General features: G+C 45.0%; 26 protein-coding genes. 19 read left to right on the plus strand and 7 right to left on the minus strand.

Going from position 1 to position 26,134, the window contains the following annotated elements:
• Positions 1-287 precede the first annotated feature (287 nt).
• The 6 genes from purM to ilvA all read left to right on the plus strand — a co-directional run bounded on the left by purM (position 288) and on the right by ilvA (position 8,081).
• Positions 288-1,328 carry a phosphoribosylformylglycinamidine cyclo-ligase gene (gene purM / locus MHI27_RS03285; RefSeq protein WP_405175561.1) on the plus strand — a complete coding sequence of 347 codons (1,041 nt, stop codon included), beginning with the start codon at positions 288-290 and terminating at the stop codon, positions 1,326-1,328.
• Positions 1,328-1,945, plus strand: a complete 618-nt coding sequence (purN, locus tag MHI27_RS03290) for a phosphoribosylglycinamide formyltransferase (protein WP_405175562.1) — start codon at positions 1,328-1,330, stop codon at positions 1,943-1,945. The genes purM and purN overlap by 1 nt, the downstream gene beginning before the upstream one ends.
• A gap of 161 nt (positions 1,946-2,106) precedes the next feature.
• Positions 2,107-3,654 carry a bifunctional phosphoribosylaminoimidazolecarboxamide formyltransferase/IMP cyclohydrolase gene (purH, locus tag MHI27_RS03295; RefSeq protein ID WP_405175563.1) on the plus strand — a complete coding sequence of 516 codons (1,548 nt, stop codon included), beginning with the start codon at positions 2,107-2,109 and terminating at the stop codon, positions 3,652-3,654.
• Positions 3,655-3,677: 23 nt separating this feature from the next.
• Positions 3,678-4,943: a phosphoribosylamine--glycine ligase gene (gene purD / locus MHI27_RS03300; protein WP_339244723.1), complete on the plus strand. Its 1,266-nt coding sequence runs from the start codon at positions 3,678-3,680 to the stop codon at positions 4,941-4,943.
• 286 nt (positions 4,944-5,229) lie between these two features.
• The gene (locus MHI27_RS03305) at positions 5,230-6,525 is read left to right on the plus strand and encodes an SEC-C metal-binding domain-containing protein (RefSeq protein ID WP_405175564.1); all 1,296 of its coding nucleotides are present in this window, start codon (positions 5,230-5,232) and stop codon (positions 6,523-6,525) included.
• Positions 6,526-6,818: 293 nt separating this feature from the next.
• Entirely contained in the window at positions 6,819-8,081 is a 1,263-nt protein-coding gene (gene ilvA / locus MHI27_RS03310) for a threonine ammonia-lyase IlvA (protein ID WP_405175565.1), read from the plus strand.
• A gap of 86 nt (positions 8,082-8,167) precedes the next feature.
• On the opposite strand, the gene MHI27_RS03315 is transcribed toward ilvA, so the two are convergent.
• A complete protein-coding gene (locus tag MHI27_RS03315) occupies positions 8,168-9,109 on the minus strand; it encodes a hypothetical protein (protein ID WP_081382993.1) in 942 nt (313 codons plus the stop codon).
• Between the two features lie 47 nt (positions 9,110-9,156).
• Complete coding sequence (locus MHI27_RS03320; protein ID WP_076286938.1) at positions 9,157-9,819, minus strand: DUF1129 family protein; 663 nt, start codon at positions 9,817-9,819, stop codon at positions 9,157-9,159.
• Between the two features lie 183 nt (positions 9,820-10,002).
• Here MHI27_RS03320 and MHI27_RS03325 point away from each other — a divergent pair, with 183 nt between their 5' ends.
• The 9 genes from MHI27_RS03325 to corA all read left to right on the plus strand — a co-directional run bounded on the left by MHI27_RS03325 (position 10,003) and on the right by corA (position 17,567).
• Positions 10,003-10,206: a hypothetical protein gene (locus MHI27_RS03325; protein WP_042184766.1), complete on the plus strand. Its 204-nt coding sequence runs from the start codon at positions 10,003-10,005 to the stop codon at positions 10,204-10,206.
• Between the two features lie 235 nt (positions 10,207-10,441).
• Complete coding sequence (locus tag MHI27_RS03330; RefSeq protein WP_042124053.1) at positions 10,442-11,272, plus strand: S9 family peptidase; 831 nt, start codon at positions 10,442-10,444, stop codon at positions 11,270-11,272.
• Positions 11,273-11,357: 85 nt separating this feature from the next.
• Complete coding sequence (locus tag MHI27_RS03335; RefSeq protein ID WP_042184770.1) at positions 11,358-12,134, plus strand: class III extradiol ring-cleavage dioxygenase; 777 nt, start codon at positions 11,358-11,360, stop codon at positions 12,132-12,134.
• A gap of 243 nt (positions 12,135-12,377) precedes the next feature.
• Positions 12,378-13,475 (plus strand): DUF3048 domain-containing protein, encoded by a 1,098-nt coding sequence (locus MHI27_RS03340; protein ID WP_405175566.1) that lies wholly within the window; start codon positions 12,378-12,380, stop codon positions 13,473-13,475.
• Positions 13,476-13,677: 202 nt separating this feature from the next.
• The gene (locus MHI27_RS03345) at positions 13,678-14,295 is read left to right on the plus strand and encodes a DUF47 domain-containing protein (protein WP_042184774.1); all 618 of its coding nucleotides are present in this window, start codon (positions 13,678-13,680) and stop codon (positions 14,293-14,295) included.
• A gap of 13 nt (positions 14,296-14,308) precedes the next feature.
• Positions 14,309-15,301 carry an inorganic phosphate transporter gene (locus MHI27_RS03350; RefSeq protein WP_076300202.1) on the plus strand — a complete coding sequence of 331 codons (993 nt, stop codon included), beginning with the start codon at positions 14,309-14,311 and terminating at the stop codon, positions 15,299-15,301.
• Between the two features lie 31 nt (positions 15,302-15,332).
• A complete protein-coding gene (locus MHI27_RS03355; protein ID WP_405175567.1) occupies positions 15,333-15,542 on the plus strand; it encodes a hypothetical protein in 210 nt (69 codons plus the stop codon).
• 20 nt (positions 15,543-15,562) lie between these two features.
• A complete protein-coding gene (locus MHI27_RS03360) occupies positions 15,563-16,024 on the plus strand; it encodes a hypothetical protein (protein ID WP_405175568.1) in 462 nt (153 codons plus the stop codon).
• Between the two features lie 583 nt (positions 16,025-16,607).
• Complete coding sequence (gene corA, locus MHI27_RS03365) at positions 16,608-17,567, plus strand: magnesium/cobalt transporter CorA (RefSeq protein WP_042184779.1); 960 nt, start codon at positions 16,608-16,610, stop codon at positions 17,565-17,567.
• 16 nt (positions 17,568-17,583) lie between these two features.
• Here corA and MHI27_RS03370 read toward each other — a convergent pair whose 3' ends face one another.
• Positions 17,584-18,153, minus strand: a complete 570-nt coding sequence (locus tag MHI27_RS03370; RefSeq protein ID WP_076300204.1) for a hypothetical protein — start codon at positions 18,151-18,153, stop codon at positions 17,584-17,586.
• 430 nt (positions 18,154-18,583) lie between these two features.
• Between MHI27_RS03370 and MHI27_RS03375 the strand changes: the two genes are divergently transcribed.
• From MHI27_RS03375 to rlmD, 4 genes are all read left to right on the plus strand, one after another.
• Positions 18,584-18,874 (plus strand): YerC/YecD family TrpR-related protein, encoded by a 291-nt coding sequence (locus MHI27_RS03375; RefSeq protein WP_019913624.1) that lies wholly within the window; start codon positions 18,584-18,586, stop codon positions 18,872-18,874.
• 3 nt (positions 18,875-18,877) lie between these two features.
• The gene (locus MHI27_RS03380; protein ID WP_341127129.1) at positions 18,878-19,648 is read left to right on the plus strand and encodes a CbiX/SirB N-terminal domain-containing protein; all 771 of its coding nucleotides are present in this window, start codon (positions 18,878-18,880) and stop codon (positions 19,646-19,648) included.
• A gap of 229 nt (positions 19,649-19,877) precedes the next feature.
• The gene (locus MHI27_RS03385) at positions 19,878-20,768 is read left to right on the plus strand and encodes a diacylglycerol kinase (protein WP_042184783.1); all 891 of its coding nucleotides are present in this window, start codon (positions 19,878-19,880) and stop codon (positions 20,766-20,768) included.
• Between the two features lie 90 nt (positions 20,769-20,858).
• Positions 20,859-22,334: a 23S rRNA (uracil(1939)-C(5))-methyltransferase RlmD gene (gene rlmD / locus MHI27_RS03390; protein WP_405175569.1), complete on the plus strand. Its 1,476-nt coding sequence runs from the start codon at positions 20,859-20,861 to the stop codon at positions 22,332-22,334.
• A gap of 189 nt (positions 22,335-22,523) precedes the next feature.
• On the opposite strand, the gene MHI27_RS03395 is transcribed toward rlmD, so the two are convergent.
• The 4 genes from MHI27_RS03395 to MHI27_RS03410 form a co-directional block, all read right to left on the minus strand.
• Entirely contained in the window at positions 22,524-22,964 is a 441-nt protein-coding gene (locus tag MHI27_RS03395) for a phosphotransferase (RefSeq protein ID WP_405175570.1), read from the minus strand.
• Complete coding sequence (locus MHI27_RS03400) at positions 22,942-23,217, minus strand: hypothetical protein (protein WP_405175571.1); 276 nt, start codon at positions 23,215-23,217, stop codon at positions 22,942-22,944. Before MHI27_RS03400 ends, MHI27_RS03395 begins: the two co-directional genes overlap by 23 nt.
• 484 nt (positions 23,218-23,701) lie before the next feature.
• Positions 23,702-24,298, minus strand: a complete 597-nt coding sequence (locus MHI27_RS03405; protein WP_405175572.1) for a hypothetical protein — start codon at positions 24,296-24,298, stop codon at positions 23,702-23,704.
• A gap of 991 nt (positions 24,299-25,289) precedes the next feature.
• Positions 25,290-26,129, minus strand: coding sequence for a hypothetical protein (locus MHI27_RS03410; RefSeq protein WP_405175573.1), 840 nt, complete (start codon positions 26,127-26,129; stop codon positions 25,290-25,292).
• Positions 26,130-26,134: the final 5 nt, after the last annotated feature.

Raw genomic sequence — 26,134 nt, forward strand, 5'->3', positions numbered from 1 at the left:
TGCACCGAGGTCTTGAGGTCCATGTGCAAGGCGCGCACTGCGGCTTGCAGTAGGGGAAACCTGGTGGTTAGAGGGAGTTATGGAGAGGAAGTTTGGAACTGTAGAAGCGTAGCGTTCGCCTTTATGTTTGGATTTCTACCGCGATGAGCGGTTTAAATCAGGAAATCCAAACATAACAGCGATCGGAAGTCCAAACATTCCTCGTAATAACTCCAATAACCACCAATGAAGTTAGTTCCGAATGCGCCCAAACGCGCTCTAAACTATTAAAAGATGAGGTGTCCCAAGTGTCGGAAGCTTATAAAAACGCCGGAGTGGATATTGCGGCTGGTAACGAAGCGGTAGAACGCATGAAAAAGCACGTAAAACGTACTTACCGTCCAGAAGTAATGACGGATCTTGGTGGGTTCGGAGCGCTGTTTGGCCTCAATAAAGATAAATATGAAGAGCCAGTGCTCGTATCGGGAACTGATGGTGTAGGCACGAAGCTTAAGATCGCGTTCGCTGCGGATCGCCATGACACGATTGGGATCGATGCTGTAGCTATGTGCGTGAACGACATTGTAGTGCAAGGCGCGGAGCCGCTATTTTTCCTCGATTATCTGGCTTGCGACAAAGTCGTACCAGATAAAATCGAAGCGATCGTAGCAGGAATCGCAGAGGGCTGTCACCAAGCAGGTTGTGCGCTGATTGGCGGCGAAACGGCTGAAATGCCGGGCATGTATTCAGCGGGTGAGTATGATATCGCTGGATTCACAGTTGGCGTTGCTGACAAAGCGAAGCTGGTAACAGGCGCTAACATCGCTGCTGGAGACACAGTGATTGGTTTAGCTTCTAGCGGCGTGCACAGCAACGGCTTCTCACTGGTGCGTAAGCTTTTGCTTGAGGAAGATGGCTATAGCCTGAATGATGTGCTTCCGGAGCTTGGATCTCCGCTTGTGGATGTACTTCTTGCACCAACTAAGATTTATGTGAAGCCTTTGCTGGGGCTGCTGGAGCAGCTTCCGGTGAAAGGGATGGCACATATTACGGGTGGCGGATTCATCGAGAATATCCCGCGCGTATTGCCTGACGGTGTAGATGTGGAGATTAATTACGGATCGTGGCCGATTCTGCCGATCTTCGGATTGATGCAGAACAAAGGAAACGTAAGCAACCGTGATATGTTTACTACTTTTAATATGGGAATTGGACTTGTTCTGGTAGTTAGTGCTGCTGATGGAGAACATGCTCTTGAACTGCTCAAATCGAGCGGAGAAGAGGCTTTTATCATTGGTAAAGTGACAGAAGGGGAACGCAAAGTAACCTTTACTGGAGCTGAAGTGTGATGCAATGGAGTCGAATCGCTGTTTTTGCTTCTGGGCAAGGCAGTAATTTTGCTGCACTGATCGATGCACAGAGAGCGGGCTTGCTTGGTGAGGGCAATATTGAGTTGCTTGTATCCGACAAGCCAGAGGCACCTGTAGCTAAGCGAGCGGAGGATGCGGGCATTCCCGCCCTCTTGCTACGACCAAAAGAGTTCGCCAGCCGTGAACTCTACGAAGCAGAGATTGTAGCAGAGCTTCAGCGGCGGGAAATCGGGCTGGTTGTGCTGGCAGGATACATGCGTCTTATTACACCAGTGCTTTTAACGCCGTATGCTGGACGAATTATTAACATTCATCCATCGCTGCTGCCTGCTTTTGCAGGAAAAGATGCAATCGGACAAGCGCTGGATTATGGCGTGAAGCTGACGGGTGTTACTGTACATTTTGTCGATGGAGGTATGGATACCGGGCCTGTTATTGCTCAGCGCAGCGTAGCCCTGCAGGATAACGACACGGCGGATTCATTGGCAGAACGTATTCATAAGGTTGAGTATGAGCTGTATCCCGAAGTGGTTGGCGCTTTTGCCAGCGGGAAAGTGGAACTGAGTGGAAGAAAGACGATTATCCGCGAAAAGTAAGCTGCACCGCAGCCATTCGAAGTTTTGGATCGACATTTGGTGACAGACCGAGATGTTTCAGGGTATTTCTCGGGAAATATTGCATAAGCGGCGTTATGTGTCGCGTTGTGGGTTTTCTTCATATTAAATCGCACGTACAACCTGAAGGAGGACTATTCAAAGTGAGTATCAAAAGAGCGCTAGTCAGCGTATCGGATAAACAAGGTATCGTGGATTTTTGCCGCGAGTTGTCTGCATTAGGCGTAGAAATTATCTCTACAGGTGGAACAAGCACGCTTTTGGCTAAAGAAGGTGTTCCAGTTATCGGGATTTCCGATGTGACAGGATTCCCAGAAATCATGGACGGACGTGTCAAAACCTTGCACCCTGCTGTACACAGTGGATTGCTTGCGGTTCGTGATAACGAGGAACACACGCGTCAAATGAAGGAGCTTGGTCTGGACTACATCGATCTGGTTGTTGTGAATTTGTATCCGTTCGCGGAAACTATCGCAAAACCTGACGTATCCTACGAGGAAGCCATCGAGAATATCGATATCGGCGGACCTACGATGCTGCGTTCTGCGGCGAAGAACCATGCTTTTGTGAGTGTAGTGGTGGATGCTAATGACTACGCTACTGTTCTTGAAGAGGTTCGCGCAGGTGGAGATACAACGCTAGAAACACGCAAACGTCTTGCGGCAAAAGTGTTCCGTCATACGGCGGCTTACGATGCCTTGATTTCCGATTATTTGGCTAACGTTACTGGCGAGCCTCTGCCAGAGCGCTACACCGTGACTTATGAGAAAATTCAGGATCTGCGTTATGGCGAGAATCCGCATCAAAAAGCGGCGTTCTATGGCAAGCCATTGGCGGCACTGGATACACTCACTGCGGCTGAACAATTGCACGGCAAAGAGTTGTCTTATAACAATATCAACGATGCTAACGCAGCACTACAAATCGTGAAAGAATTTGAAGAGCCTGCTGTCGTAGCGGTTAAACATATGAACCCTTGTGGTGTAGGTGTGGGTGAAAGTGTATACGAAGCTTATCAAAAAGCTTACAACGCGGATCCAACTTCTATCTTTGGTGGGATTGTAGCAGCAAACCGGATTATTGATGCAGACACAGCGAACCTGCTGAAAGATATTTTCCTCGAAATCGTGTTGGCACCAGGCTTTACGGAAGAAGCACTGGAAATCCTTACGAAGAAAAAGAATCTCCGTTTGCTCAAAATCGGTAACCTTAGTACGGCTAGTGCGCGTAAGAGCAGCTTTGTAGTTACCTCTATTGATGGAGGAATGGTTGTACAGGAGAGCGATGTGCACTCTGTGAACCCAGATAATCTACAAGTCGTTACGGACCGTAAACCAACCGAGGAAGAATTGAAACAATTGTTGTTCGGATGGAAAGTAGTTAAGCATGTGAAATCTAATGCGATTGTGCTGGCTGCTGATGATATGACCGTTGGCGTAGGTGCAGGACAGATGAACCGCGTTGGTGCAGCTAAAATTGCAATCGAACAAGCTGGTGAAAAATCTAAGGGAGCCGTACTCGCTTCCGACGCGTTCTTCCCAATGGGCGATACGCTTGAAATGGCAGCAAAAGCAGGAATCACTGCAGTGATTCAGCCAGGCGGCTCCATTAAAGACGATGAGTCAATTAAGGTCGCTAATGAGTATGGTATTGCTATGGTCTTCACAGGCGTCCGTCATTTCAAACACTAGAGCACTGGGAGGATCATATTCGGATGGATATTTTAGTGGTTGGCGGCGGCGGCCGGGAACATGCGATGATTTGGAGTCTATCCCAAAGCCCCAAGGCAGGTAAAATCTATTGCGCACCCGGCAACGCCGGGATTGCGCAGTTAGCCGAATGTGTGCCGATCGGAGTATTTGAGTTCGATCGTCTGACGGCTTTTGCGAAAGAGAAGGAAGTAGGTCTTGTTGTAATCGGTCCAGATGATCCACTCGCTGCTGGGATTGTGGATGCTTTTGAAGCACAGGATATTCCTGTGTTTGGCCCACGCAAGAATGCGGCGGAGATCGAAGGCAGCAAAACCTTTATGAAGGATCTTTTGCATAAATATAATATTCCGACAGCAGCCTATGAGAAGTTCGACGACTATGAAGCTGCGCTAACTTATTTGCGGGAACAGCCGCTTCCGATCGTAATCAAGGCAGATGGTCTGGCTGCAGGAAAAGGCGTGACGGTTGCTTATTCGTTGGAAGAAGCAGAGCAAGCGCTCGCTGATATTATGGTCACTAAGGTATTCGGTGAGGCAGGCGCTCAGGTTGTTATTGAGGAATTTCTAGCTGGACAGGAAATGTCGATTCTGGCTTTTGTCGATGGAGAGACGGTACGTCCTATGGCTGCTGCCCAGGATCATAAGCCCGTATTTGATGGGGATAAAGGTCCTAATACCGGCGGAATGGGTACCTATTCGCCTTTACCACATATTGATGAGGCTATTATCCAAGAAGCGATCGAGACCATCATTAAGCCGACGGCAAAAGCTATGGTGGACGAAGGTCGTCCCTTTAGCGGTGTACTATTTGCGGGACTGATGATTTCTCCTGAGGGTAAACCAAAGACGATTGAGTTTAATGCTCGTTTCGGTGATCCTGAGACTCAGGTCGTGTTGCCTAGACTCAAGAGCGACTTGCTAGAAATCTTTCTGGCGGTCACAGAGAGTAGACTTGCAGATATCGACATTGAATGGAGCGACGAAGCGGCTGTATGCGTAGTTCTCGCTTCGGGAGGATATCCAGGCCCTTATCCAAAGGGTGTACCGATTGAAGGTCTTGAAGACAGCCAAGGAGGGCTGATCTTCCATGCTGGTACGGCGCGTGGTGAAGACGGAAGCTGGGTGACGAATGGTGGTCGGGTGCTAGGCGTGGTAGGCCTAGGTGCTACGATTGCTGAAGCTCGTGTTGCAGCTTACGCTAGAGCCGAAGGAATTTCTTTTTCCGGAAAACAAAGCCGCAGCGACATCGCTATGAAAGCTTTGGTATAAGGATAAAGAACTGTATCTAGCATTTTTTGCGCTTAAAGTCCTAAAAAAGGACTGACAAGTGATAGAAGAAGTGCTATAATACTACACGTACGGGGGAAAATGTGCGGATATATACAGATAAGGGTCTTTCCGATCATGGGAAGGCCCTTTTAAATCGGAGTCCTTCAGACTTTGTGAAGTAACCTTATAAAGGATGCCTCGTGCCTGGAAATGATGATACTTATAGTGCATACTAGCGATACGCTTATGGCGAATGGCTACTCACAGATTTAAGGAGGAATTCGTTTTGAGTAAGATTGGAAGAAATGATATGTGTCCTTGCGGAAGCGGGAAAAAATATAAGAAATGCTGCCTTGGTAAAGAAACTTCTGCAGTAGAGTCCATCATGCAACTTGTAAACAAGGAAGAAGCGGCAGCTAGCGAGACTGTGGCTGAGAAACAGGAGCCCGTAGCACAACCTGAAGTGAAGCTAACTCTTGCTACGCTCAGAAAAAAAGTGTCACGTGATCTGAATTGGGAGCATCCAGCACATGAACAACTGGCGTTGCACCTTATTGAGAGCATGAGAGAAAGCTATGATAGAGAGCTTATTTGGGAAGCTCTAGTTCTGTGGAATGGTTATTCCCGTAAGACTAAGCCTGCTGTGAAGAAAATGGGCTCTTTCTGCGCGGCGATCGAATTTATTTTGTCTGAAGAATATGGCTTCTCCCTAACACAAGCGGATCTTGCTACCAAACATGAGGTTACTACGCCTACCATCTCTAGAAAAGTCAAAGAGATGCTCAATTACATTGAGGAATACGGCATGGGTGGTGCGGAAGAAGAATTACTTTTGCTGAATATCTCAGGCAGTCCGAAGGATCAGGAGCAAGCACTATTACAAAAGGCTATGCAAACCAATTCATCCAACCGCCGGATACAGTTAGCTGAAGCCGCATTAGAGGTTTATCCGGACAGTCCGGATGCTTATCTCATTTTGGCTGAGGAAGCAGAGAATGAAGCAGATGCTCGTGCTTTTCTAAAAGCAGGGATGGATGCAGGTGAACGTGAGCTTGGGGAAGCCTTTTTCGCTGAGAACAAGGGACATTTCTGGGACCTCCACGAGACTCGTCCATACATTCGAATTTGCAAAAGCTACGCCGACTCTTGTTGGTTTAGCGGAAATGCAGAAGAAGCACAAAATGTACTTGAGCACATTTTAGAGCTGAATCCTGAAGATAACACAGGTGCGCGTTACCTTTTAACGGCTGCGTATCTCTACACCAACAAGCTCAAGAAGACAGAAAAGGTGCTGGAAAAGTTCGGCAATGATGCAGCGGCGACAGTAGCTTACGACCGGATGGTCTTAGAATATAAGAAGAATGGGATTACTTCCCAACTGAAAATGTTGTACCGCGTAGCGCGGAATGTGAACAAGCATGTGCCGGATTATTTGTTAGGAATTAAGAGATTGCCGCATAACCTACCGGATTTTGTGGGAATGGGCGACGCTAATGAAGCTATCGAATATGTGATTGTACACTCGCGTTTGTGGACAAGCCTACCTGATCTGCTGAAGTGGATGCTGAAGCAACAGGATTAGTAGAATTCAGATCTTGGACGGACATGAACTTAAAGAGGCTATGGGAGATTCCTGTAGTCTCTTTTTTTAAAATATAAGAATTTATTTGTTTCACGTTATAAATAACTTATATTTCTCGCATAAACGCTTACCGTCCTTTTAGGGACGATGAAGGCGTTTTTGCATGTATAAGAAAGTATAAGATTTGCATCAATAATTGTATTGCATACAGCGGACAATGCTTGAAATAATGTCTTTGGGAGAGTATGTTTACAAGAAGTAGAATGAATAGATGATAGTGAGGCGAGAGGGTTATGAGAGAAGAGGAAGACCGAATCGTAGGAATGGAAGATATCGTACGGGCTCATCACGTACTGCGGGAGGTCATCATCCGGACTCCACTACAGCGTGACGCCGTACTATCGGCCAAGTATGATTGCGAAGTATATTTGAAGCGCGAAGATTTGCAGATTGTCCGTTCTTTTAAAATCCGCGGAGCTTATAATATGATTCGTAGTCTATCTGCAGAAGATAGAGCTAAAGGTATTGTCTGCGCGAGTGCAGGAAATCACGCACAAGGTGTAGCCTATTCCTGCAAGGCACTTGGAATTAAGGGCAAGGTCTATATGCCAAGCACAACACCTAATCAGAAGGTCAAACAAGTACGGCGGTTCGGTGGCGAGTTTGTTGAGGTCATTCTGAAGGGCGATACCTTCGATGATGCTTATGATGAAGCGCTGCAAGCTTGTATAGACCATGGTATGACGTTGATCCACCCGTTTGATGAGCCGAGAATTATTGCAGGCAATGGAACGATAGCGATGGAAGTGATGGAGAACCTGGATCACCCTGCGGATTTTATGTTTGTAACGATTGGTGGGGGCGGTCTGGCAGCAGGAATAGCCACTTATGTGAAGACGGTGAGTCCATCTACTAAGTTGATTGGTGTGGAACCGCTTGGTGCTGCTTCAATGACTGAAGCAATTAAGCTTGGAGAAGTGGTAACGCTAAAAGAAATTAACAAGTTCGTGGACGGAGCGGCTGTAAAGCGCGTTGGTGGACTGACTTATGATATTTGTTCTCGGCATCTGGATGACATCGTGATGGTGCCTGAAGGCAAGGCTTGTACCACCATTTTGGAGCTGTATAACGAGAATGCTATAGTGGTTGAGCCAGCGGGATCCTTACCTATCGCAGCACTTGATCAGTACCGTGATCAAATCCGCGGGAAGACGGTCGTCTGTATCATTAGTGGGGGTAACAACGATATTGACCGTATGCAGGAGATCAAAGAGCGGTCACTGATTTACGAAGGCTTAAAGCACTACTTCATGGTGAACTTCCCACAACGGGCAGGTGCCCTGCGTGAATTCTTGGACGAAATCCTCGGTCCAGAGGATGATATTACCCGTTTCGAGTACATCAAGAAGCATGATAAAGAGAATGGTCCCGCGCTTGTAGGCATAGAGCTATTGTCCATTGAAGCTTATGAACCACTTATCGAACGGATGCAGCAGAAGGGTGTAGATTATGTAGAAATCAATAAGGATTCCAATCTCTTTAACATCCTTATTTAATTTTTTTCATCACTTTAATCATTTCGTTAATGAACATAGAAAGGCCCGTCCCAGAATGAGTGGGGACGGGCCTTTTGTATATCATACTAGAGAGGTAATTCAGTCTTACGGTATTGTTCGACTTCATCTGTTAATTTATAATCTTTGTCCTTCATCAATTTCATGAAGCCATCTAGTTTCTGCAGGAATGGGCTGTTGTCTTTATTCTTGGTGAGAATGCTAGAGTAGGCTTTCTGCGCCTCCAAGTCCATTTCAAGATTGTCATAATGGAAAAGGGGCGTGTTATTCTGGCCGTAAAACGTATTGTTAACATAGATAGAATATAAGGATTTCACGGCTGAAATTCGGTTTGATTTCGGATGATTTTGAATAAATTGCTCTTGAGATAGTGCTCGCGCAGCTACATCGGTCCAACCTATGACCAGCCCGTTATCCTTGGAGGAGGGCAGATCAGACTCCGTAGCCATAATGGATAGATACGCGCTGATATCGTCAGTGACATAAAGCTTATATTTGCGGTAAGCCTCATAATCGATCACCGGGAAAAAAGTGCCTTCCGCGGTCTCCAGTTTATATCCATTTTCGCTGGCACTCTTCAGCAGTGTGCGCAGAGTGAGATCTTCTGTGGCATCAGCAAGGGTCTTCATACTTGCGCCAGCTTTATAGATGGCGGTGAGCTTCCGCTGGACATTGCTGGTACTGAATTTGCTCTCCCACGCCGGAAGCGCCGCCTTGTGCAAATTCTCAAGCTTCAGTGTCATTATCGTGGCACGATACGAACCTACCGCATACATATTGGCGTTCAAATATTTAATAGCTTCGGGTAACTTGTTAGAGGAAGACAACAGTGGCAATGCTGCTTTATAGATAGCCTCCGCATGACTATTGTTTGCTGTCAAAGGATTTGCCTTAGTGCCTCCCACAGGAGGGCTGGCAGCGCCTTCAGCTTGAATCGTTCCAATAGGTACCGCGCCTAGTCCCAATGTTAATGCTAGAACAGAATAGAGAATATATTGCTTCTTATTCATGAAAGTTCCCCCTGTCTATCGGATGAAATATGGGTGGAGCATGACTTTTATTTTCTAAAAAATATAAACTTTAGTCCAATTGCCCCAATCAGGGAAACAATTAAGCTTACCCACGGGGATAAAGTAATGACCGGAAACAATCGGTCGAGGTACAAGCCAATAAATACGGCAACTACGGCGATTCCGATATAGACGCCAAGGCCCTTGATATCAAAGGGCTTGGCTTTAGGTGCATCCCCCTCAGACAAGGAGGTTAACCATTTCATAATAAGTTCTATCAAGATAATGGAACCTGCCCCAACAGCGAAGAGGGTGAAGAGGCTAATCTCTCCGAACATCCCAGGTGATCCGTTAGTCCATTGCAAGAAGAGTCCACCTATAGCAAAGATCCCGAACAAACAGGTTAGAGCCGCGCAGGGAATCATCAAGTAATAGTTCCATTTGCTGCGTGCTGAGCGTGTGGGAACGCTGTCTATGATCTCTTTAAAATAATCATCCGGATTCTCGCCAAACACCTGTTTAGCGTTTTTACCTTTTTTTTGTTCTTTCAGAAGCAGCTTGGCTGCATCCAGTAAAAGTTCTTCAGCGCGGAGAGCTTCTACCCTGCTGGCGCGCATCGTCAGGATCATATCTTCAAAATAGGATCGATTGAAAGGCGTCATCTGCTCACGCAGGGCGTTATTTTCCTTAATCATATCTTTCACTTTCATAATAGGGATGTAAACCTCCAGTAGTGTTAATCGGTATAGTCTTTAACCTAGAGTATACGTTTGCCTGACAGGTCAGCGCAAGGACAAGCATTTCTATTTTTCTATGCATAATCCTTTTATAAGAGTGAACACTGATAATGTTGTTGCTTGATCAATATAGCTTTGGGAAAGGTTGGGAGCTTTATGGAACATGAGAACAAGAAAGAACAGGACAGTGTCATGGGCAACGGTTTCGAGCCTACGCCCAATCATTCAATGGGGGATTGGGGCGGCTCTGATGGATTCAGCATGTGGAATTCCACAGAAGAACCAGCAACAGAGGGTGCGCTTAAGGATTGGGAAGGCAGTCAAGAAACCCATGAGATGTTTAACGACAGCTATGATTGATTGACGGCCCTGGAAGCTCATCATGCGATTGAAAAACAGCCAGTCTTCATTATTTTGGAGACTGGCTGTTTGACGTTCCGGTTTATACTCCGAATTTGCTCTTGCAAATTACTAAGATCTGTCCCGTTCCTGTTGACAATATGAACGAAATCTTTATAATAAGAATATAATTCATACTAAGTTAATCGGAATTCTAACAAATTAAAATAATGATTAAATATAGGAGGTTACGGCAATGGAACGGAATATTGTAATTCGGCATAACGGCGAAGAATTGACAGCGAGCATCCATTATCCGAGTAAAGAGAAGGGAACTTCCACACGTTGCAAGGACAGATTGCCATTAGCTGTAATCTGCCATGGATTTGTGGGTAACCGGATTGGAGTCGATCGGATATTTGTCAAAGCAGCTCGTGAGCTGGCGCAAGATGGGTATATGGTCATTCGATTTGATTATGCGGGCTGCGGCGAGAGCAGCGGTAATTACGGCGGGGAGGATATGGAGTCGATGATCGCTCAGACTAGAGCGGTGCTCGATTACGGAATTAGCTCTGCCGATGTGGATCCACAGCGTGTGACGCTTATTGGCCATAGTCTGGGTGGGGCGGTTGCACTTCTGACAAGTATTCGTGATCGCCGCGTGAAGAATCTCGTGCTGTGGGCCTCCGTGGGTTACCCCTTCAATGATATTGTGAAGATCGTAGGGCGGGAGGCTTATGATCGATCGGTGAAGAATGGATCGGCGGATTACGTGGGCTACTCATTCACACCGGTATATTTCAATTCTTTGGCGGCCTTCCAGCCTTTCCAAGAGGCTAGTAAATTCAGTGGTGATGTGCTCGTCATTCATGGTACGTCTGACGATGTCATCCCCGTGGATTATGCATTCCTTTACCAGAAATTATTCTGGACACGTCCTGAGGGACGATGCGATAAAGAGATCATTTTTCAAGGTGATCATACCTTTTCTTCTGGGCCAGCACAGCAGCAGCTGCTAAAGCGGACAAGAGAGTGGATGAACGAACAGGAGCATGTGCAGACAGAGTGGCAAAATTGGATGATATAGGTGATGGACTTTACTCGCAATAACTTGAAATTAGCGGTAAAATAAAGATGCACACCATATACTGGGTTATGGAGGTTGGCATCCTATGAAATTACCGTCATTTTTTATCGCGCACGGTTCTCCGCTCCTCGCACTGGAGGATAACGAGTATACCCGTTTTCTGGAGCGGCTTGGTCAAGAACTAGAAGCACCACGGGGTATAGTAGTATTCTCAGCGCACTGGGATAGCCCAGAACAGCTACTCACCATGGATGAGAAGCACGAAACACAACACGACTTCTACGGATTCCCTGAAGAAATGTATACGCTGACCTATCCAGCCCCAGGCGATCCAGCTCTAACCAAGCGGATTTCCGAGCTCTTTAAGGGTAACAATCTTTCACATCAGCCCGTTCTGGGGCGAGGACTCGATCACGGTGTCTGGGTAATACTGAAAAAAATGTTTCCGAAAGCCGATATTCCGGTAGTCGCTTTATCCGTCGATTCACTACGTTCTCCCAAGGAACAGTACAATATCGGGCGGATGTTAGCCCCTCTGCGTGACGAAGGCATACTGCTGATAGGAAGCGGTGGACTTGTTCACAATTTGCGGATGCTTAATGAAAGTGATCAGCCTGAAGAGTGGGCGCTTGAATTCGATGCGTGGATTGCCAAGGGGTTAGAATCTTGGGATTTACCTTCACTGTTTGCTTATGAGAAAAAAGCTCCGCATGTTCGTGATGCGGTTCCGTCTTACGGAAGAGAGCATTTCGCACCTCTCTTTTATGCGATGGGAACAGCGGATGGCAGCAGGAAGGCAGAGCGAATATTTCAAGCGTATCAATATGGGACATTAAGCCTCAATTGCTGGAAGCTAGACTAAATGGATAAGATACACGCAGGGTACAGCCGGAGATCGGCTGTGCCCTTTTTTAAAATATAAGAAAGTAAAAGTTTCACGCTATGCATTATCCTTATATTTCTCGCTTAAACGTATATCGTCCTAATAAGGACGCTGAAGTCGATTACACTTGATGCAAGCGGATCAAGACAAATGGGACTGGCTGTGATTAAATGGAAGAAACCAGTTAAGATACATAAAACGTTTAGGAGGAACTACAAGCTTATGAAAGTAAACTGCTCTTCTTCCCGTCTATTATCTGCCCTTGTACTAAGTACCCTATTGCTCTCCGCTTGCGGAACAGAGAGTGCAAATAATGTAATTGCCCCGACACAGCAACCTACAGCAGATCCCGCTCCAATTGAAACGATCCAGCCATCGCCTACAGCAGATCCATCTGCTGAACTCGTTTCCGGATTAACAGGTCTTCCCGTTTCTGAAAACAGTCTCCCACGTCCCTTAGCTGTTATGATTAATAATGCTCCAGCGGCCCGGCCACAGTCGGGGGTGAGTGAAGCGGATATTTTATATGAGGTCCTTGCTGAAGGTGGCATTACGCGGTTGATTGGTATTTTTCAAAGTCATACCGGAGTGGTCAAAATCGGACCGATTCGCAGTATTCGCCCTTATCTGCTCGATATTGGCGAGAGCTACGGTGGTGTGACGGTGCATGCCGGGGGGAGCCCCGCGGCTTATGCTATTTTGCAAAAAGAGAAAAAAGCAGATATGGACGAAATCGGTCGTGCCGGAGCTTATTTCTGGCGGGACAAAGCACGTAAAGCCCCTCATAATCTCTACAGTAATGCAGCGAAGCTGCGGGAAGGTGCCGAGAAGCTGGGTTATGACAAAAGTGTGAAGGTGCCAGGGTATCTTTTTAACAATCCAGATTACATACCGACAGGCGGAGAACAGGCCGCTGAGTTTAGCGTAAACTTCTTGCTTAAAAGCTATAAAATTGACTATAAATACGATACTCAGCTCCAGACCTATCAGCGTTACGTGAATGGTAAACCACATTTGGATCTGAATAACAATAAGCCAGTAGAAGCTGCAAATGTGATGGTGATGGGTTCCGATCATAAAGTACTTGATGATGTTGGAAGACTTCAGGTTGATGTGGAGCTTGGTGGAGAAGCGTTGCTCTTTCAGAGAGGACAGGTCACAAAGGGCAGATGGTCGCGTGAGCCAGGTGATGTGATTCGGTTTGTGAAGGATGGTAAAGAAGAGCTAATGTATCCAGGAATCACCCATATTTTGGTCGTCCCTAATGCACCTTCATTTAGCAGTCATGTGGTATATGGCGGAGCAGATAGTGCAACCTAAGAAAGTCGGAATATCCAGTGTTATACAGATTTGTGTTCGGAATTATGGGTAAGTGTTAATAGAGTGTAAAAAAGTTCATTTCTATAGCTTCTATACCTTCTACGGATATGTTAAGATAACAAGGGTTGTCATTCATTTTCATGCTTTTTACATATGGGTGACTCTGTACTCACGGTAATATTATGTAAAGGGGTTTAAAACAATGAAGTTGAGAAAAAAGGACATATTCTTTGAGACGCTGGAAAATATGGCGGATACCATTGTCCAAGCTGCAGATTATTTTGCTCAGAATATCACTGATCTCCAGAATAATGTCGATAGTTTCGCTGCAGAGATGAAGAAGTACGAATCCCAATGTGATACTTACACGCACACCGTAATTAAGGAATTGAACAAGACGTTCATTACGCCACTTGAGCGTGACGACATTATGGACTTGATTACAAGCATGGATGATGTCATTGATGGCTTGGAGGCATCTGCCTCACGTTTCTATATGTACAACCTTCTTGACCCGGATGAATACATTGTACAATTTGCCGAAATCCTTCGTCAGTGTGCTTATGAAATCCAAAAAGCGGTTCATTTGCTTTCCCAGAAGAAGCTGCTGGCCATTCGTGAATATACGATCCGTTTGAATGACCTTGAGAATCAAGGGGACGAAGTCCTTCGTATTTGTACCAAAGCTCTATTTGAAACCGTTAAGGACCCGATTGAGCTGATTAAGCGCAAGGAATTATATGAGCGACTCGAGACCACTACAGATAAATGTGAAGATGTAGCCAACATGTTGGAATCGATCATCATGCGCAACTCATAAGGGGTACTAGAATATGGAAACATCGATATGGATTCTTGGAATTGTTATATTTCTCGCGCTTGCGTTTGACTTTATTAATGGTTTCCATGATACGGCCAACGCGATTGCTACCTCTGTCTCTACACGTGCGTTAAAACCTCGAACAGCTATTATTATGGCGGCACTGATGAACTTTGTCGGAGCTTTGATGTTTACAGGTGTAGCTAAGAAAATTGGCGGAAGTATCACAGACCCCACGTTGCTGGAAAATGGTCTGGATATCATAATAGCCACGCTGATTGCTGCGATTATTTGGAATTTGATCACCTGGTGGCTCGGAATTCCGTCCTCCTCCTCTCATGCACTGATCGGCGCTTTGGCTGGTGCAGTATATGTGGGTGCAGGTTCGTCGCATATTAACTGGGGCGGATTTGTGGAAATTGTCGAGGGGTTGATCTTCTCGCCAATTATTGCATTTGTTATCGGTTATATCATCATGACAGTCCTGAAATGGATTTTTGCAAAGCGTAGTCCACATACGGTTAATAAGGGCTTCCGTTCCATGCAGGTTGTGACGGCGGCATTACAGTCGTTTACTCATGGTACGAATGATGCGCAGAAGGCGATGGGGATCATTACCTTTGCCCTCGTTACATCAGGACGCCAAGAGACTATGGATGTAATCCCTCTATGGGTTAAGATTGCTGCGGCTACGGCTATGGCACTCGGTACCTCCATTGGTGGTTGGAAGATTATCAAGACCATGGGTACGAAGATTTTCAAAATCGAGCCGATCAACGGCTTCGCGGCTGATATTTCCGCGGCTTCCGTTATTTTCTCGGCAACACTGCTTCATTTGCCAGTCAGCTCCACACATGCTATCACTTCAGCGATCCTGGGTGTTGGCTCTGCGAAACGCTTCTCTGCCGTGAAATGGGGAGTAGCTGGACGTATTGTAGTTACCTGGTTTATTACGATTCCAATCAGTGCGGTATTAGCCGGTCTGATTTTCAAAATCATTTTTTAAATCCCTTTAATAAAAAGATGTCAGTTAGCCTATGGCTGCGGACATCTTTTTTTGTTGTTTGGGTGGTGCGGGGCGGGAGCGGTATAAATCCCGTAGAATTGACGGGATTGGGCGATTGGAGGGGAAAGAGAGGTATAAATCCCGTAGAAATGACGGGATTTGGCAATTGGAGGAGAAAGAGCGGTATAAATCCCGTAGAATTGATGGGATTCGGCGATTGGTGGAGGAAAGAACGGTATAAATCCCGTAGAAATGGTGGAATTGGGCGATTGGAGGAGAAAGAGCGGTATAAATCCCGTAGAATTGACGGGATTCGGCGATTGGAGGAGAAAGAACGGTATAAATCCCGTAGAAATGGTGGAATTGGACGATTGGAGGAGAAAGAGCGGTATAAATCCCGTAGAAATGGTGGAATTGGACGATTGGAGGGGAAAGAGCGGTATTAATCCCGTAGAAATGGTGGAATTGGGCGATTGGAGGAGAAAGAGCGGTATAAATCCCGTAAAAATGATTGAATTGGGCGATTGGAGGGGAAAGAGCGGTATAAATCCCGTAAAAATGATTGAATTGGGCGATTGGAGGGGAAAGAGCTGTATAAATCCCGTAGAATTAGCTAAGTTACGTCGAAGAAGCATAAAGAGGGGCATAAATCCCCCAGAAATGGCGAAATATCGTCGAAGAAGTATAAAGAGGGGTATAAATACCCCAGATTTGGTGAAATAGCGTTGAAAAAGCATAAAGAGGGGCATAAATCCCCCTGAAATGGCGAAATATCGTCGAAGAAGCATAAAGAGGGGTATAAATGCCCCTGAATTGGCGAATGACGTCGAAGAAGCATAAAGAAGGGTATAAGTGCCCAAGATTTGCAGAGTCTAGCTCGTACAACCGAGAGTGGTTAAAGTTTGGATAAGGTGCTTATGAGCTTATGTCTGGACGTAGCTATTTGTGCATCTGTCGAATCTAGGCGGCGGTTAGAATTTAAACTAACTAATCCTTAAACAAATCACTTGATATGATTTGATTAAGTACGGTGACAACCCAACCCAACCCAACTTACTCTATCCATTCTATCCCCGCCATCTGAGGAGCATCGTTATATACACTATGAGCCGAATGATCAGAGGGAGAAGAGGATGAACGAAACTTACTAAAGGGTATTCCATCCTTTCCGGAATGGGACGTTATAGAATAATGGAACCTCAGAGCTACGACTTCTCGGCTGAGATTCTTTTTTTGTTATTTTTGGAAGACTCCACTTCTTGCGGTACAATAGATGCGTGGAAGAAGATGAAGCGGAGGAACATTTATGATACGTACACTTGCGGTGACGCATACAGGTGAGGTGCTGACAGACATACCTTTGCAGGATATCCGGCGGGAGGATTATGCATGGATATGGGCAGATTTTGCTACACCTACGGCAGAAGAGACGCTGCTGCTGGATCACTATTTTCATTTTCACCCTTTGGCGATTGAGGACTGTATGCATGTGCTACAGCGGCCGAAGCTGGATCATTATGAGGAAGTGCAGTTTTTTGTGCTGCATGCGCTGAATGAAGAGACGCTGGATGCTGAAGAGATTGACCTTTTTTTGAGTGCGAATTACCTCGTGTCCTATCATCATCAGGAAAAAACAGAGATGAATGAAGCTTGGGAGCAGGTGAAGCGTGAAATACATAGTCGTAAAGGCTGGTCGGGTGGTCCGATGGCGGCTGCATATACTGTAATGGACAAGCTGGTAGATAAGTATTTTCCATGCCTCTATAGTTTAGAGGACGAGCTTGCGGATCTGGAGAGCAATGGCGGCAGTGAGTCGGTGGAGGATTTGATGAGCCAAGTGTTTAATGTGCGCGGAAGGCTGCTCAAGATGCGACGGACGATTGTGCCGATGCGCGATTTGATGTACCGGATCGTGAATTCGCAGCATGTCCAGAGCAACGGTGAGGAACGGATTTATTTTGGCGATATCTATGACCATTTGTTAAAACTGTCGGATATGATTGAGGCAGATCGAGAAATGACTGCGGATCTACGTGATAGCTACATTTCTCTTAACTCCAACCGGATGAATTCGATCATGAAAACACTAACAGTAATCACCACCGTATTCATGCCGCTGACGCTGATCGCCGGAATTTATGGGATGAACTTTGTAGTGATGCCTGAACTCGAATGGAAGTATGGGTATTTTGGCGTTCTGCTGTTTATGCTGGTGGTGGGTGTTAGCATGTTCAGATGGTTCCGGCGTAGTGGATGGTTTAAGTAAAAATAAAACGTCACCGCTATTTGCGGCGACGTTTTCCGGTAGAGGGAGTAGAGCGCCGGCGTGTGGTTGTAGTAGATTTACGACGCCCAGAGGTGGAGCGTCTTTTTTTGCGCCGACTCGGACTGAACATTGCGGCATCCTCTTCGGCTGCCAGTGCGCCTGCTGCTCCTTTTCCTTTGCCGAAGCTACCCATGAAGAGCTTAACCATCGGAGCCATCTGCTGGAAGCCGGACATCACCTTCTGCACTTTACCCATGGAGTTTACGATCCCGTCAATACCGCCCATTCGGTCGATGATACCTTTGATTTGCTCCATATTCCCGCCGATTCCGCCCCCGCCGCCTAAACCGCCTAAGCCGCTAAGCAATCCGGCAAGCCCGCCGCTTGCCTTTGTTGTAGCTTCAGCAGCAGGAAGCGCTAGAGCTGTTTCAGTGGCAGCTTCTGCTCCTAAAGCGGGAAGGATTCCGCTCTCTCCTGGGGGGGATGAAGGCGCATATGGACTGAGCCCGGGGTAAGCAGATGCATTATAAGTATCGGTCAGTGAACGCTGGTTCCGGCGGGAATGATTATAGTAATGATCAGGCATAATATCACATTCCTTTGTTAGTGGTTTGCTATACTGTATGTCATGGGCGAACATACGGTATAGACGAATGCCCGGGTTACCCGTGATAGGAGCGGAAAAGGGCGAATGCCTATAATCGTCTTTAAGAAGTGAAAAAAGCGTGTACATGCTTGATTTTCGGCGCTTATGTAGTACTATAGTGTAGGTGCTATTTCTTATGTAGGAAGAAACAAACGTAGTTTGGTACATATTGAGTGTGCGCCATGGGTGGACGTTTGTCCATCGATTTCACTCTTTACAGCGTGAAATCGTTAATGCTTGAAAAATGCGCTCCAGTGCAATATAGTAAAGGCAGGATAGTCGCATGAGGTTTATGTTTCCGGAGCTAGTTTTGTACGGAGCTTAATTAGAGAAACTAATGCTGATAGAACTTTTAGGGGATGAAAAGCTGATGCAACTTAAGAAGTTGAATGATAAAAGTATCGACCAATTATTTGAAGCTATTTTAACGTTAAAAAATATGGAAGAATGTTACGTATTCTTTGATGATTTGTGCACTGTGAACGAGATTCAATCGCTGTCGCAGCGACTGGAAGTAGCGCGTATGCTCGGCAAAGGCTCCACCTACAACCAGATCGAAGCAGAGACGGGCGCAAGCACAGCTACGATTTCCCGTGTAAAACGTTGCCTGAACTATGGCAATGACGGATATAAATTAACGCTGGAACGTTTGGGACGCTAATTTATGGTACCGGGCGTACTTATTATCAGTCATGGTTCTCGCGATAAGGCTTGGGTTTCAATCGTAGAGGAAGCCGTAAGCGGATTATCGCTAGGTGAAGAGATTCCTGTTGTGGTCTCTTTTTTAGAGCTGGTAGAGGGCCGTCTGATTCAAGATGGAATAAATGAGCTGGAACACGCAGGGATCACAGATATTATTGTGATCCCATTGTTCGTTTCCTCAGGAAGCACACATGTCGATGAGATAGAATATGCACTTGGCGCCAAACCTGAGCCTGAACGTGAGACGGATTTAGCGCTGTTCTCAGTGAAGGCTAAAGTTCACTACGGTTATCCTATCGACGATGATCCGGACATCGCTGTAATGATCTGGGACAAGCTACGTGAGCTGTCTACGGAACCGAAGCGAGAGACGATTTTGCTTGTGGGCCATGGCAGTGTCTATGATGGCTTCCGGCAGCGCTGGCAGAAAGGTATATCTTCGCTGGCGGGACGTGTACGTGAGGTAAGTGGCGTAGCGGCGGCCGACTATGGTCTGCTGAGTCCGGATAGTATAAGAAGCAAGGTAGAGTATTGGCAGGAGCAGGGTCACGAGGTTCTGGTGGCGCCGCTTTTTTTGAGTGAAGGCTATTTTACTAAGCATGTGGTTCCGAACAGACTTAAAGGGTTAACCTATAAGTATTCTGGTCAAACGCTTCTGCCCCATCCCCTTCTTCCGCATTGGATTGAGAGACAGGTAGAGACACTCCTCGAACAGATTCGAATGAAACGATAAAGCACCTACCCTTGAGCACACTTAATCATAAAAAAAGTGGCCACATCCGTGGATAATACGGGATTTGTTGCATACACATATAAATAGTTGTTTTTCTCTAAACTTAGTGTCATTAATTGCTGTATAATGGAATATTTGCATGAAAGGGCCTTTAACATTGATTGTAGTGGTCCGAATTAGGTATAATCAATTAGGTTATTCTATTATAAAAACAGGTGGCGTTCCGGTAATGAAAACTGCGAGATTGATTTATAATCCCACTTCTGGACGGGAAGAAATGAAGAAGCGGCTCGCCGATATTTTGGACCGGCTGGATATTGGTGGCATTGAAGCTACCTGCCATGCAACAACCGGAGAAGGCGATGCTATGCTAGCTGCTGCAGATGCAGTAGAACGCGGTTATGATTTGATCATAGCAGCCGGTGGCGATGGCACTTTAAATGAGGTTATTAATGGTATGGCGGAGAAGCCTAATCTTCCCCCGCTCGGCGTTTTGCCGCTTGGTACTACTAATGATTTTGCACGTGCAATGGGGATCCCGAAGAACTGGGAAGATTCCTGTGATCTGATCATTCGCCAAGAGACACGTCCGATTGATATCGGTAAGGCAAATGACCGTTATTTTATTAATATAGCAGGCGGCGGTAGCCTAACCGAACTGACATATGAAGTTCCTAGTAAGCTGAAGACCATGATTGGGCAGCTTGCGTACTATTTAAAAGGTATTGAAAAAATGGTCAGCCTATCTCCTCAGGAACTAATCATTCGTGCCAATGGGCAGGAAGTTATTCATGATGAGTTTATGCTGTTCCTGATTGCAAATACGAATTCTGTTGGCGGCTTCGAAAAGCTTGCTCCCGGCGCTCGGATCGATGACGGTCTATTAGATGTTATAGCGGTTAAAAAATGCAACCTGGCAGAGTTTGTCCGTTTGGTCAGATTGGCTCTTCGTGGCGAGCATTTGAATGATAAGAAGGTTATTTATTTCCGTACGGATGCGATGGATGTAATCTCTCCAGGACATGTCCAATTGAACTTGGACGGCGAACTGGGTGGAGAATTGCCAGGGCGATTCCGGATTTTGCCACAGCATTTGCGGATTTTTGCTGAAAATAACTAAGCTAAGAGCGATTGAAGATTATTGTGGGATATATAGTTATGATAATTGGGTTTATACAGCGATGATAATGAAAGAAGTGAACAATAAATAATGAGTAAACACCGCAGTGGACGCAGCACCAGCCGCCCAGTCGGCAAGGCGCCTGTCGCCGGACTGCCTGTGAATAAAAATGATGAGGTTATGCTCGATATTATCGGCATGACCCATGAAGGTGAAGGGGTAGGCCGCGTAGAAGGCTTTACCCTTTTTGTGCAGGGAGCTCTTCCCGGAGAGAAGGTCCGGGCAAAGGTGCTCAAGACCAAGAAGCAGTATGGCTACGCCAAGCTGCTGAATTTAGTAGAGGCGAGCAGCGCCCGCATCGCGGCGCCTTGCGAGATCTATGACCAATGCGGCGGCTGTCAGCTGCAGCATATGGACTATGCGGCACAGCTGGCGTGGAAACGGCAGCTGGTGGTGGACAACCTGGAGCGGATTGGGAAGCTCCGGGTTAGTGGTGGTGGCGGAGACGCTGGAACGGATCAGGCAGCGGGCATTCTCGTCCGCCCAACACTGGGCATGGACGAGCCTTGGCGATATCGCAACAAGGCTCAGGTGCCGATCGGTGTAACCGAAGGCGGCCTTGTGGGCGGCTTTTACGCGAGAGGAAGCCACCGGATCATCGATATGGAAACATGCTTGATTCAGCATGAAGATAATGATGACGTTGTGCGCAAGGTGAAAGAAATCGGACGGAAGCGCGGCATTACTGCTTACGATGAAGAATCCGGCAACGGCTTACTGCGTCATGTCGTAGTAAAGAAAGCCTTCCGTACTGGTGAGATGATGGTCGTACTCGTCACTAATGGCGAACGCATCCCACATCTGGACGAATGGATCACTGAGATTCGTCATGAAATCCCAGCTGTTACAAGCATCTGCCAGAACGTGAATACTAAGCAGACGAACGTAATCTTCGGTGATACAACACGTACCCTTTGGGGGAACGACGTTATTTACGATTATATCGGCGATGTGAAATTCGCGATTTCTGCCCGTTCTTTTTATCAGGTTAACCCGGCTCAAACCGAAGTTCTCTATGGTAAGACTGTGGAATATGCAGGACTTACGGGAAACGAGACTGTTATAGATGCTTATTGTGGCATCGGGACGATTTCATTGTTCCTTGCGCAGCATGCTAAGCAGGTCTACGGTGTAGAAATCGTACGTGAAGCGATTGAAGATGCACGGGCGAACGCCACTTTGAATGGTATGGATAATGTAGTGTTTGAGGTAGGCGCATCTGAGGATGTAATCCCTAACTGGAAAGAGCAAGGGATTGCGGCAGATGTTATCGTAGTCGATCCTCCGCGTAAGGGCTGCGATCCACGACTTTTGGAGACGATTCTGGCGATGAAGCCGGAGCGTGTGGTGTATGTATCGTGTAATCCATCGACACTGGCAAGGGACTTGCGGGTGCTCGAAGATGGAGGGTATAAGACAGTGGAGGTAACTCCGGTGGATATGTTCCCGCATACGGTGCATGTGGAGAGTGTGGCGTTGTTGGTGAAAAGTGATACAGTGAAATAAACCCCTGTACTTACTTGTGTTTTCCAAAGTGGTACAGATTAATAACATTGATGGTACAGATGGCGAAGGATAGACTTGATGTGAAATTGATGTAAAAATCCACCGGATTTCAGCCTAAATGAACAGAAGACACCGGAAATTTTTTTGTGTCTTCTTTTTTTGTGGTTGTTGTTCGGTGAAATTAAAGTATTAGACTAGAGTTATTGATTTAACGGGTTTTTGAATTGAAGAAATCGTCAGCTTTTGAAAATAAGTTTTAGATTGATCCATTAGAAGCCCACAAAGACGAAGTCGATCTTGATCGATTAAATGTTTGCCGTAAGCCTTAACAAACTGCTGGGAATAATCTTCATTACTCAGATTAAATTGTAGTGACCAAAGTTTCCAAAAAATGTTATAATGGCGATCACCTATACCACCATACCCAACATCAATGTATCCTGTCATAATAAAATCCTGAAGTATTAAGTTCGGCAAGCAATAGTCTCCATGAATAACAACTCTTTCTTCTACGGCACCCTTGAACAAAGAGATCATATCTTCGTATGCAATTTTGATATTTGTATATCCCAAATACCTAAGAAGTCCCTTTTCGTCTCTGCCCTCACTATAATTCCTCTCTGCCCTCACTATAATTCCTCTCTGCACGTATAACCATTTTTTCTAATCCGTTCGTGATCGGACAATACTCAGTATTGACTCGATGTAACTTTAAGAGGCTTAAAGAAAATACTTCAGATAATTGCCCAGGCTCTTCAAGATATTCATCACTTGCTGCATCAGTACCAGCTAACCGTTCTGTTACAAGATAATCATTTGTTTCATTTGATATGTAATGCACTACTTTTGGACATCCTGCAAAATTATATAAAAACTTTGTCATTATGGCTTCACAATACATTTGATCTTTTGGTGTGACTTTAAGAAGTTCCTTTAATGTGATATACAGATGATCTTGATTTGTTCTTTATGGTTATTAGGTGTGCATCGGTGAAGTATTTTCGTAATTCTGTGGGAAAAGAGATTTCGTATCTAGAATTTATTGGGGGAGTAATCATTGTTTTTCCTCCATATGATTTCGATTTCTTTGATAGAAGATATTCGATGGTTCATTCCGTTATCCTGCCCTTTTGCTTAATAAAACAAGGAACAGCTGCCGAGGCAAACTGTTCCTTGTTTCGTTCAACTATAGTTTCCCGTATTATCTAATCTAAACCTCATCGAGTCCATCCCTACATCCAAATGAGATCCTACGTACGGGATTGTTTAAACATCAACATCAATATGCGAAGGTGGGCGGCCGGCGCAGCTGCTGCGACAAAAGGAACAACTTACTCTGCTCCTTGCTTTGCTTTTAAAAAACAATATTATAAACCCAGTTCATTTTTCATTTCAGTAAGAACATGTTGTCTATACGTATCGGTTTCTTTGTATACGTGACTTATCAAATCATTAATGTCTATTGTGGCATTGGTTTTATTGAGTGTTGCAAGATATAAATCAATGTAATCTTGAGGTTCTTTGTTTACGGTATAATTCAAATACTCGCTTAGAGCTTGGTCAGTACTATCTCCGAAAATTGCTTCGGCAGTAAAAAAAGAGTCATAAAGTTTTGGAAGGTTCTTATCGAAATCGACCAGACCATCGTACTCATATGGTAGGCTCTTTTCTAATTGCTCTTCTATTTTCAACTTCTCTTCGACTGAAGAGAAAGTTATACCTTTTGTTCTAGAGTGAAGTTCAATTTGGAATTTAAGTTTTGAGCCGAGAAGTGTGGTATGTTCTGCTAAGGACCCAGATACTTTTGTGAAAGTCTCAAATTTCTTATCCCATTTTTTCCCTTCCGAGTTCTTAGCGTCTTGCAGAGTCCAAACTACCTGCGCTAATATGGTGGTGATTATGCTAGTAATGATAACGGTAATAGTAGTGCTTAGCGCAAGTTGCCGCCAGGGTTGATTTGACATATTAGATCTCCTTGTCGATATTTTTTATATTATTAATTATCCCTGATTCAGAATTGGTTACCAAGAAAAGAAAGCTGATTTGGTTCCATGTAATTTCGATTTCAGGGCAACTGGCGGAGATCTTCCTTCGGTGAGTTATTAACGTAATCTGCCCGTTAGCTTAATGAAACGCTTGCCAGTCTAATATTTTATTTTCTCTGAACAGTTGTACAGAATCAGATGCAAATATCGATGGGAGTGTAACAATTTAAAAGAAAAAAAGTATTAGATCGGCTCCAATATAAAAATCGATGGAAGTTTTGAATTGAAAATAATGACCTGGCCAGATACTTTTTTATTAATAGACATTTCCTAGGGGGCGGCGACTGCGAGGGGGGAGCCGCTACAGCATAAATATAAGGATAAATGAAGTTGATACACTTTTGAGATATTGTCACGAAACGCCTCTTATCTCTGGCCGAACGTGGTTTATTTCTCTGAGTGAATACAAAGTTATGTGTTACTTCCACGACTTAAATCTTTCAAGTGCCACCGCCGTTTCCTCTTCGAATATTCACCCGGCATGCTATTAATCTGTCTAAGGTCCGTTGGTAGTTAGCTTCTTAGAGTTATCATTATGGCAAAATCGTTATCATTTGTAATCCTTCGGATGTTACTGGATACTTCGGTGCTGGAGGGCCACGATGTTAATTTTTCAGATCCATTATGTTAATAAAATAGAGCCATGATGTTAGAAGGGATTAGCAGTAGAACTGAAGTAAGTCTGTCAAGACCATGGAGCATCCATTTAACCGTGATAGGCAATTGATTTGTACGCACACTTTTCCGCGCCCAACAAAGCTTGCTGAGCCTGTCACACGGCGAGTATTGGATGCACGGAAGTAATCATCCGTCCCCTCAGAGGGGACGGGAGGGGATTTAATATTCTTTAGAAGTAGCGAGAAGTATCAACAAATTTCTGTAGTGGCTCTAGCATTAACTCTATACACAGTTAACTGATATTTTTTTCGATATACTTTTTGATCATCATTTTAGAAATGCTTTTGCACTTCTCAAGCTCTTCAATTTTGATGATTTTGTTACTACTTCCATGAGCTATAAACTTATTTCTAAAATTCACCAATCTTTTTGTTTCTTCACTGTATTCACTCAAATCTAGATCTATTAAGGCTACATCGATTCTCTTTTTTAGTTCGATAAACCCGAGATTATGTATGTCAGAACAAATCTTTTTTAGCTTAGTAAGATCATCTTTTTTATACTCTACATACTCTTGAAGTTCTTCTACTAAGAATTTTAGTTCTTCTTCACTGGAAATTTCTTTTTCTTTCTTTCCTGCCTCAAGATACGTATTTGCAATAACTTCTATTGATTTAAAGAAATTAAGAAATGCTTCATTGTACCATTCCCCAACTTCAATTCCCTTTAAATATGACTGGTAGGCTATAATTGCAATATCATCAGAGTTATTGATCCCTATAAAAATATTATCGATATTCTCTAATTGGTTTTCTGGAAATGGAACTCTTACCGTAACAGTACTAGCTAGATTCGAAGTCCCCATTAGCATTGTCTCTCCATTGCCTTTCTCCTGCTGAATATCAATTATGTGATAGTTAATCCTTTGGTTTAAGCTAAATTCCATCGCTCTCAATACATTTTTCAGCTTAATTTCTCCATGCCTTTCAGCTTCTTGAATATTTTGAGCCTCGATCTTCAACTCAGCATAATTTGTCGTATTATCACGATAAAAACTTACGCCTTTAACATTGATTTTATTAATGAAGTTCAGATATGACTCAATCTTATATTTTAAATTCCAAAAATTCATACTAG

The sequence above is a fragment of the Paenibacillus sp. FSL H8-0261 genome, from assembly GCF_045040645.1.
Lineage (GTDB): Bacteria > Bacillota > Bacilli > Paenibacillales > Paenibacillaceae > Paenibacillus_AQ.